Annotated in this window: 5 protein-coding genes; 3 read left to right on the plus strand and 2 right to left on the minus strand. The window is 44.5% G+C overall.

Annotation, left to right across the window (positions count from 1 at the left end):
* Window positions 1-92: 92 nt before the first annotated feature.
* Window positions 93-7262: a S8 family serine peptidase gene (locus HRU69_00485; GenBank protein QOI96041.1), complete on the minus strand. Its 7170-nt coding sequence runs from the start codon at window positions 7260-7262 to the stop codon at window positions 93-95.
* A gap of 107 nt (window positions 7263-7369) precedes the next feature.
* Window positions 7370-8554, minus strand: a complete 1185-nt coding sequence (hflX, locus tag HRU69_00490) for a GTPase HflX (GenBank protein ID QOI96042.1) — start codon at window positions 8552-8554, stop codon at window positions 7370-7372.
* 146 nt (window positions 8555-8700) lie between these two features.
* Between hflX and HRU69_00495 the strand changes: the two genes are divergently transcribed.
* The 3 genes from HRU69_00495 to HRU69_00505 are packed head-to-tail and all read left to right on the plus strand — an operon-like array spanning window position 8701 to window position 11146.
* Window positions 8701-9813 (plus strand): glycosyltransferase family 4 protein, encoded by a 1113-nt coding sequence (locus HRU69_00495; GenBank protein QOI96043.1) that lies wholly within the window; start codon window positions 8701-8703, stop codon window positions 9811-9813.
* 7 nt (window positions 9814-9820) lie between these two features.
* Entirely contained in the window at window positions 9821-10375 is a 555-nt protein-coding gene (gene rfbC / locus HRU69_00500) for a dTDP-4-dehydrorhamnose 3,5-epimerase (GenBank protein QOI96044.1), read from the plus strand.
* Between the two features lie 18 nt (window positions 10376-10393).
* On the plus strand, window positions 10394-11146 hold the full coding sequence (locus HRU69_00505; protein ID QOI96045.1) for a polysaccharide biosynthesis/export family protein: 753 nt from the start codon (window positions 10394-10396) through the stop codon (window positions 11144-11146).
* Window positions 11147-11152 lie beyond the last annotated feature (6 nt).

The raw sequence follows: 11152 nt of genomic DNA on the forward strand, positions 1-11152 counted from the left end.
CTATTAAGCTCGCTTTAGCGAGGTGCAAAGGTAAAAAAAACGATCGGATAGCAATTATCCGGATTTAACAAATCAAAATTATCATGCTTGAACTATTTTTTAACAAGACGTTTTGTGGATGGTGTCTTTTTGTTTTGCAACAGCAAAAAAGTATATAAACCTGACTTTAGATTGTTACCATCAAGTTCAAGGCTATTTTCTCCGAAAGATTCCTCAAACTGCGCCCGGTAAACCACACGACCGGTTATATCCATAACAAGAACCGATGCATTTCCTGGATTGTGTGTTGTGTACCGAACGGTAAATTTTTCATCGAATGGATTGGGATAAACTTCCAAGGGTGTAGTCTGGTTGTCTGTCTCAATGCCGGTAACACGATCAACAATGGCATCGAACTGAATAACCGTTGAAGCATTATAATTATCGGTTGCCGTAATTGTAATTTTTGTTGTGCCTGAAAGGCGCGGGTTAATTGTTAAAGTAGAACCCGTCATAGAAACCGTGGCAAATTGCGGCAAGCTTGATGAAACACTGAACGTCAGGGGGTCTCCGTCCGGATCGTAGAATACATCATCAAGCAAAATCTGCAAAGGATCGACAGTTAATAGCTGGGGCCCGGGCGCTGCAGTAACCTGCGGATGTTTGTTTGGCAGTGTAAATAAGAGCCTGACGGGTACCTGGGGGTTTTCAGCATCATTTGAATTAATTACTAAAGTATAATCGAGGAATGGATCACCGAAAAAGGCAGGATTAAATGTAATGTCAATAACTTCTTCCTCCAACCGGTGCAAAGCTCCAGATGATTTACTTGCACTAAGGTTGAATGGAAGCACACCAGCAATGTTCCAAGTAAGTGTTTCTTTTCCTTTATTTTTAATTCGCAGAGCAAACGTTTGAGGTATTACCCTGTCCACGGTGTCCTTAATTTCACCGGGCACTACAATCGAAGGCGCAGGATTCATAACCTTCATATTTACTGTTACCGGGATTAAATTATTTACCGGATCGTTTGAGGCAATATTCAGTAAGCCCTGATATTGGCCCACTGATAAACTATACGAACTGACATTTACCCCCAACTGTGTATTTTGTACAGCTTCCAATTTTCCGGCCAACGGCACCGGTCGTAACCAATTGAGGATATTCTTTGGTTTAAATCGGGCAAATCCTGGCCCACTCCGGCCCTGAATAAAATAAACGCCTTGATAGTCTGGCTGATTACTGACTATTATTCCGCCATCGTTAACTTCAAACTCCTCGAATAAATACGTGCTCCACACATTATATCCTATATCATATTCATACACATACGTTAACTGTTCTTTACCATAAGCATAGTACCTGTTTCGTACCGGGTCAATTGCGCTGCCTAATACGGCAGAGCCGGGCATCGCAGGTAAATTTTCCCATGCTTCGGTGAAGATGTTAAAACGTGCAAAACCATTTCCTGAACCTCCATGGGCATAAACAAATCCATTATGATATTGAAGTCCGCCCTTACCATCCAGAAACACGAGCGAAGGAAGGGGTAAATTTTTCCATGTTTTAGTTGCCAAATCATATCGCATAAAGTTGCCCCCTCCTGCAAGGTAAAGGGCAGTTCCATCGGTTGTTATGGTTCCGGTGCCTGCGCCAAGTTGATTGGGTATTACCGACCAGTTACGAAGGATCATATGAAAAATATAGAGATTCAGCGAGTCGTCTGAATAAACACAATACATTCGGTTATTTAGTATAACGGCCCCTCCTGATTTATTGTTGCCTACTCCAATATGGGTATTGAAAGACTGAACCCAGGTATCACTTGACGGTTGATACCGGTAAACACGGTTATAGTAAAGGTGTTGCGCATACAGGGTCTTAGTTGCAGGGTCTACTACCAAACTCGTCAATTCGGCAGGCGATGGCTTTAGCAACGTAAAATCATTTACGGGAATAGGAAATTCAGTATTCGAGTAAACTTTCCAGGCAAGTTCACTGCCTCCTGTATTCTGAAGAATGACAGATTCGGCCAGAATTTCATCCTGAAATAACTCTACTTGCAACTCAGCAACATCAGTTGATGCCACCGGTGGATTAACACCGGTGCCCGTTACCGGAATAGCATACGTACTTTCATTGGGATCGTTGGATTGAAAAACAAGGTTACCTGCATATGAATCAGTACCTTCCGGTTGGAAGGTAACCCCAATCGCCAAACTTTGCATAGGCATCAATTCAACGGGGCCTGTTTCAGAAATGCCGAAGGCAGGATTTGTTGATTCGATAGAGGTGATTTGCAACGGCAGCACTCCTTTGTTCACCAGGTTGACTTGCGTTGAATGCGTATAACTTACAAAGCGGTCACCGAAATCAACTACTTGCGGATTGGTATAAATACCGGGTGCACTTATCACCGTAAGTATTACCTGCACTTCCGCCCTTATTTCACCCTGGTGCCATAAAACAAATTTTCCGTTATAGGTTCCACCTGTCAGCCCAGTGGCATCAATTGTTACCGGAATCAATAATGATTCCCCTGCCGGCAGGTAACCAAATGAACGACTAGGCAGCCACGACTCATCGGAATCAATAAAATAATCCATTAATCCGCCTCCCGTATTACTTAAAGTAAGGTATTGAACAAGTGTATCTCCGGACATCAGATTGACAATTAATGAGGACGGTATTAATTGAGGAACAGGTGAAGTAGTTACATTCATTGAAAAGGACCACGCAACTGCCGACTCGTCAGGGTCATTATTGGTAAACGTGATTTGACCCTGCAACAAACCTTCGTGTGAAGGAAGAAAATAAGCAGTTACCGATTTTTCTTCACCCGGTGGCACAATAAGGTTGGAAGAAGAAACAGAAACATCAGGGTGGTTAGGTGCAATGTCAGTGACGTATAGAAATGCCGTTCCGGTATTCTTTACGCGAACAGGCAAACCAAATTCCTTACCTAACCAGACTACACCAGGTACCAAACCATTACCGGTAACCGAGATATCAGGTGCACCAACAACAGTTAATGTCAAAGGAACTTCTTTGCTTAAAAACGGGTGATTCCCCTTAACCAGAATATTACCCGTATAAGTACCATCAATCAATACAGAGGCATCCAAAATTATATTTATGACCTGGCTTTGTCCGGGCGAGAGAGTGCCTCCGTGTGTTCCAAAGGAAATCCATTCGGGGGCTGGCGGAGTTTCATAGTAACCGAACGATGTTCCGTTCATTTCAACAAAATAAAATCCGCTGTACCCAGCCTTACTTACATAGATAGGATTTGATGCCGAGTTTAATGGAGATAGAAGAGTTGTCCATTCACCCTCTAATATGTCCAAAACAGAAATCTGATTTACAGCAGGATTAGATGGGGCCCTTCCTGATACAAAATAGGTTTTACCTGCAGGGTTAACAGCCGAACCAAAATATGCTTTACCTGTAATTGATTTGGTACTGATCCATGAATTACTGTCTTTAAAATATTTGAAGAGAGGTGTGTTGCCATCCCCCTCGATTCCGGATAATCCATCATCATGCGCAAAAATAGTTCCGCTGAAATGACTAAGACCCGCAACATGACCGGAAAATCCAGGTGGTACATCCGCGAGTTGCACCCAAACCGTTGCAACAGGATCATACCTGTAAAAGCTCCGTAAAAATGTTACAAAGATGTATTGGCCATCTGTAACCAGATTCATGGTTGATTGTGCGACCGGAAATGAAACCGAAGACCAGGTACCTGATTGCAGATCGAATACATGAAGACGGTCTCCGGCAAAATACAACTTGCCATTCAGAAAGGCCGCCTGGCCAACCACATTTTCCGGTGTAAACCCTATTAATGTCCAGGTATCCGTTACCAGATTATACCGGTAAAAGTTGTTACCAAAGAATGATTTTGCATAAATAAAATCCGATTGAGGCGGGTGCACCAGGCCTGTGATTGGCTCAGGAGAATTGGCCTTTACACTAAATCCTTCTTCCTCGAACATCATTGCTGGCTCCGTTCCATTTGTTAGCGTGTCACTCCAGGCAGTCATTGATGTTATCCAGGGAGCGTTTGAACCTACAAACCTGACAACATAATGAAGATCAGACTCTCCTGTGTTTGTTACCGTAAAGCTCACTGTTTTTTGTTCGCCAACCTGCATTGTGGTACTTAATGAAGACGGGCTGACCTGAAGCGCAGGGGCAAGCAGCACCTGGGCCCGAACCGGTATTACCAACTCACTTTCATCGGGATCATTACTGCTTATGGTAAAGTGCGATTCAAATACTCCGGTTTCATCAGAAAGAAATGTTACGATAACCGGCAGTTTTTGTCCTGGCGATAATGTTGCAGAACCAACCGATAATGAAACCCGCGAATCCCCTGAGGTAAAAGCGGTTATTTCCAAATCAGAAAATCCTCTGTTCTCAAGCATTACTACCGTTTCGGTTTCAACATTTTTGTATTGAATACCAAAATCAACCGCTTCAATTCCTTCAATATCCGGAGCTGCGGTTACCTGCATGGTCACCGGAACCTCCAGTGGCTGATGTTGGATGTTCATTGGCAAGACCCTCAAAACCCCGTGCCACTGGCCATCACTTAACGAAGTAGCAACAAAAGTTAGTGGGAGGCTCCGGGTACTTCCCGAGGGGATCTCAACTGCTTGTTCCGTTACCTGCACCCATCCGGGTTTGTATTCATCGGCAGCTAATGCTGTTGTAAACGGATAAAGAAATGAATATTCAACTTCGCCTGTATTTGGATTTAATGCCTGAATGAAATTATTTTTTGAAATAAACAGCAAATCCTCGGTGGCCGAGTATCCAAGCCCTTTGGCATTGCCACCATTATTAAATTCTTTAATGCCATTGCCTGTCTGAGCGTTCCGCTCCGTAAGAAAATTTCCATTCACTGCAAATAAAGTACCCCGATTACCTCCAAAAGTTAATCCCTGATAAAACCCGGAGGTTATCGTACGTAAAATCAATCCTGAATCAACATCTACTTCATACAAATAGCTAAGGTTACTACTAATCACTGAAACGTAGAGGAAGCGACCTGACCACGCAAGGCCAGTTATGCCATACGGGTTATCGAGGGTGAATGAGCGAATTACCTGCCCGGTGCTTACCCGGATTTTGTAAACTGTATTCGCATTACCGTAATAAAGGTACTCTCCATCAAAGGCCAGTCCTTCATTATTCTGTGTAGATGGCACCGGCAATGAAATCGAGCGGATAAGAATACCGGTTCGGCAATCAAGTTCATCAACTCGATTAGCTAGAGTATTAATGGCAAAAAGTCTGCCCTTGGCACCGGTTGCAAATCCAACCGGAGCCGGCTGTAATTCTGGTACTGCCAACCTGACAACAAGATTATCCTCTCCAACATTCTTTACCAGAATTTCCGAGGGCACTACTGCACCGGTATGAAGATTAACCGATAACCCCGTTGTGACCAGTTCGGGAATTGGTGGATTGAGGGTAGTGACCGCAATAACATTAGAAATATCCGATACATTGTAAAAGACATCTTCACTTTTTAATGCAAAAAAGTATTCAGTTGCCGGAAGAAGATTCCTTACTTCAAAAACTATCTCTTGCCCTGACGGAGGCGGATTGGGGAGCCCGGAAACTTTGGTTGCGGAGCCAAAGTTGGATGGAGTAATGGGTGTAGTAGAATATCGTAAATCATAAGCCAGGGCTTGTCCTTCGAAATCGTCCTCACCTGTTGCGGTCCACTTCAAAACCACGGATGACGTTGTGACCCGTTCTGTCCGGAGGTCGGTAATTGGGGCAGGCGGAATATTATCTGGATCACGTAATGCCAGACTGGCATCCAATCTGCCGGCACCAAGCAACCCCTGAAAGCCGGGGTTTTGTTCATTTATCGTTCGGGCCGAAAGTCGTAACCTGTTCCAAACATCTGCCGGAACCAATCCAGGTCCTTGCAATTTCGAAATAACCAATGCCGCCACACCCGATACATGTGGGCACGCCATTGAGGTACCGCTTAAATAGGCATAGTTATTACCGGTGTAGGTACTGAACACATTACTACCTGGCGCAGAAATGTCAACCCACGTTCCGTAATTTGAAAATGAAGACTTCTTATCATCACGGTCAGTAGACGCTACGGCAAGAACTTTTGGGTAAGAAGCCGGGTAACCCATGTTTGGATCAGACGTGTTGGAATTGCCTGCGGCAAAGATGACCAACCCGCCTGCCATGGGGCCGGTCTGAATGTTCTGATGGAACTGAGAAGCTCTGTTATCCATCCCGGCACGATTAACAAAATAATTAATAGCTGTTTCAATTGCTCTTGAGCCACCCCCCCAACTGTTTTGCGAAATTACTGCGCCATTGTCAGCGGCATAAACCATGGCTGCTTCGAAACCCCCGGTAAAAATGGTACCAAAACCCACACATGACATCAACCTGGCTCCGTTATAGCTGCCGCTGCCTCCTGCTATACCTGAAACACCCAGGCCATTATTCGTAACCGCCCCGATGGTTCCTGCAACATGGGTTCCATGAAAATGACCCTCAATAAAAGAACTATTGTCAGCAAAATTGTATCCATGTACATCATCCACATAACCATTTCCATCATCGTCAATTCTGTTACCCGGGATCTCCCCTGGATTTACCCATAGCGCTCCCGTAAGATCAGGATGGGTTAGCTGAATACCGGCATCTATAATGGCCACAATAACATTGGAGGACCCTGTTTCCTTTTTCCAGGCATCCAGTAACTTAATATCAGCGCCCGGGGTGCCTCCGCCTTGCCCGGTGTTGTTAAAATGCCATTGATTGGCAAAGAGGGGGTCATTGCTTCCGGATTCCAGAATTGGTTGCTCGCTGATTTCAGACCAAACCGATGTATAGGGTTTGCATTCATCTACGTACTCAAAATGTTGGAACTTCCTGTAATCTGAAAGAGCCTTAGCAAGTTTAAGATCTTTCCTGAACCGGATTTCATACCACAAGTGCAAGCCGTAGGCCCTATGCGCTTCTTCAAAAATTCCGGCTTCAGGAAATATCCGGTTTAAGCTAACTGCCTTGTATTTTTCGCCAAGTTTATCGATTGCCGATATACCAAACCTTCCGCCAATACCCAACATTGCCTTTGTTGGATTGTTGCCTTCCCTAAATTTTACATGAATAACGGTGTACTCATTTTTTACAACACGTTGAGCAGGCCCCTCGGTTGGTAAAAATACATATGAGCAAAGTGGAAAGATCGACCATATCCATAACCGGATTTTTGTCCTGCTTTGCATCGATATCGGCATACATTATAAAATTATTAAATAATAGTTTATGCTTTTACTACCAATTTAAATTGTTTAAAAAAAAAATAAAAACACTTCTACATTAGCTTGCCTTATCAGGAGATTTTTAAATTAATAAACTCATACCCATCCTTCAGGTAATTCGGGTAGATCGTAAGAAAAATTTTTTTCACCTCGTCAAATAACAATTGCTTCAATGCGGGGATGCCTTCGCCTGTTATGGCCGAAACGAAAATTACCCGGTCAAACCCCTTGCCGCGGTAGTAGCCAGTCATCTCGGTAAGGTCGGCTTCGGGATGTTGCTTTTTCATAGTGTCAACCTTATTTAATACCAGGATAGTCGGCTTGTTACCCGCTTCAATGTCGGCCAGCGTATGGTTAACCACTTCAATCTGGTTATCATGAAACGGGTGCGACACATCAACCACATGCAGCAGCAAGTCGGCCTCGCGCACTTCATCTAAAGTTGATTTAAACGACTCAACCAGGTGGTGCGGAAGTTTACGGATGAAGCCCACCGTATCGCTAAGTAAAAATGGGATGTTTCCAAAAGTTACTTTTCGCACCGTTGAATCAACCGTGGCAAACAGGCGATTCTCAGCAAGCACATCGGAACCGGAAAGCAAATTCATTAATGTGGATTTACCCGCGTTGGTGTACCCCACCAGCGCAACACGCACTTCATGTTGCCTCGACTTGCGTTGAGTTGCCCGCTGCTTCTCGATTTTCTCAAGCCGGTCCTTCAGCACGCTAATCTGGTTGCGGATGTTCCTGCGGTCGGTTTCTATTTCCTTTTCACCGGCACCGCCCCGCGTACCGGTACCGCCCCGTTGCCGTTCGAGGTGTGTCCACATGCGGGTTAACCGGGGTAACAGGTATTGGTTACGGGCCAGTTCAACCTGCGTTCGGGCTTGTGCGGTTTTTGCACGTAAAAGAAATATATCCAATATCAACAAGCTACGGTCATAAATTCGCACAGTAGCCTCTGTTTCTTTTGGGTTAAATTCCTTTTCCAGATTCCGAAGTTGTGAAGGTGAAAGATCATCATCAAAGATGATGGTATTCGCCTTTTTAGCGCTAACCATTGCTTTCAGTTCGGCCAGTTTTCCTTTACCAATAAACGTTCGGCCATCGGGCCGGTGCAGGTTTTGAACCAACCTGCCAACCGCGGTTATACCAGCTGTTTCGGCCAGAAAGGCGAGTTCATTTAAATGCTCCTCCGTAACCTCCGGATGACGGGTATTGCCCAGGGCAACCAATATGGCAAGTTTGCTTTGCATACTTATCAAAGCAAGTTTACAAGAATGTTGGGTTGCCGTTTCCGTGCCGGTTACTTTTTTTTACTTTTGTCCATTCAACGCTTGGCTGAACCACTGGACCCCCCGTTTTTTACCTTTGGCGAAGCAGGTTGCTTTAATCTTAACCTATGCGAGTTGCTGTTGTACTGAACACCTCCTGGAATATCTACAATTTCAGGATGAACCTCATAAAATCCCTGCAGGCGCGGGGACATGAAGTACACACGGTTGCCCCGAATGATGATTACACTCAACGACTTATCGAAGCCGGGTGCACCCACCACGAAGTAAGAATGGACAGCCGGGGTGCAAACCCTGTTAAAGATATAGCCCTTGTTTTCGAGTTGCGTTCCATTTATAGGCGGATTAAACCCGATGTCATTTTACATTATACCATCAAACCCAACGTATATGGCACGTTAGCCGCAGCCGGACTGCGTATTCCTGTAATAAATAATGTTTGCGGTCTGGGTACGGCTTTTCTGAAAAACGACCTGATTTCAAGAGTGGCTGTTTTTCTTTACAGGCTTAGTTTTCGCTTCGCCAGGAAGGTATTCTTCCAAAACCCGGACGATCTGAATTTGTTCCTCGCCAAAAAACTGGTCCGGCCTGGCACAGTTGATTTACTGCCCGGTTCAGGGATAGACCTGACGAGGTTTTCGCCAGTTGCCTTAAAGAACAATGTTCCTTTTACCTTCTTGCTGATCTCCCGCCTGATTACCGACAAGGGAATACTTGAATACGTTGATGCCGTTAAAAAACTGAAAGCCGAGGGTATCGAAGCAAAATTTCAAATCCTTGGCGCCATTGATGAAGAACATAAGCGGGGCATCAGCAAAACCCTTGTTAACGAGTGGATACAATCAGGTACGATTGAATACTTAGGCACTACCGAAGACGTACGTGCTTTCATTGAACAGGCACATTGCATCGTACTTCCTTCTTACCGTGAAGGAACACCAAGAACATTGCTGGAAGCAGCCAGTTCAGCAAGGCCCATTATCGCGACCGATGTACCCGGCTGCAACCAGGTGGTTGATGACCACGTAAACGGATTTTTATGTAAGAGAAAAGATGCTGCCGACCTGGCCGATAAAATGCGCAAGATGGCAAGTCTTGACCCACAGTCACTCAACCGGCTCGGTCAAAACGGAAGAAAGAAAATGGAAGCCCAGTATGACGAATCTATCGTCATAAATAAATACCTTGAAGCGCTGACAGAGATTAAGTGCGGTTCCTGAGGCTACCATGCAGATTATTGAAACAGAAATTGGTGGTTTACTTGAAATCATCCCGGTAGTTTATACCGACAACCGGGGTTGGTTCTATGAATTCTTCAAAAAAAATGAATTTGCAAAAGCCGGTATTACATACGCATTTACACAAGAAAATATTTCGTTCTCAAAGAAAGGAGTTGTGCGGGGTCTTCATTTTCAGGTTGCACCTTATCAGCAGGTAAAACTGGTTAGTGTTCTGCAGGGAAAAGTTTTGGACGTGGCGGTTGATTTGCGAAAAGGATCCTCCACATTCGGTAAATGGCATACCTGCGTATTGGATTCCGACAAACACAACATGGTGTTGGTACCCGAAGGCTTTGCCCATGGCTTTGCGGCATTAGAGGACTCACTCTTTATATATAAGAGTACCTCTGTTTACCAACCATCCGCAGAGGCCGGAATCATCTGGAACGACCCGCAACTTGGCATACCCTGGCCATTTGCCGATCCTACACTTTCTGCAAAAGACAGCAACCTGCCAACGTTGGATGAGTTGTTAAGAAAATCTGTAATTTCACGGGATTAATAGTGTGTTTACGTGAAAATGATTCTCCGAAGCTTCCGGTTATTAATTATCTCAACTTTGCTGCTGGTATCGTGTACATCCTATAAGCAAAACATTATGTTTAAGTACGATGGTACAACCCAACTTCAGCAGCAGGCTGCCCAGGTGGAGCGCAACTATGTTATTCAACCCAACGATTTATTGAAACTGCGCGTTTATACCAATAAAGGCGAATTGATTATCGATCCTAACTATAACTTGTTACGCGAAATTCCCACCCAGTCATCACAACTGAGGCCGGACCCCACCTACCTGGTTGATATTAATGGCGTGGTAAAATTTCCAATGGTGGGCGAAGTGCGAATGGCTGGTCTAACCCTTCGGCAAGCAGAAGAATTGCTTGAGAAAGTCTACGCTGAATTTTATACAAAACCTTTTGTTAACCTTACGTTTACCAATAAACGCGTTGTTGTTCTTGGATTACAGGTTAGCAAGGTAATACCCCTTGAAAATGAAAACACCACGTTAGTTGAGGCAATTGGTCTGGCCGGTGGATTGGATCGCGACTCCAAAGCACAGAATATCCGGGTTTTACGTGGCACTGAACTTTATATTGCCGACCTCAGTACACTGGAGGGCTACACACGATCTAATATGATATTGTACCCCGGAGATATAATTTATATTGAACCTATCCGAAGACCGGTTAGTGAGGCGCTTCGCGATTATGTTAGCCTGATTTCAATTATTGCCAGCCTCACTACATTGGCTATTGTTATTTCAACCCTTTAGTGCATT

The organism is Flammeovirgaceae bacterium (assembly GCA_015180985.1).
GTDB lineage: Bacteria > Bacteroidota > Bacteroidia > Cytophagales > Cyclobacteriaceae > UBA2336.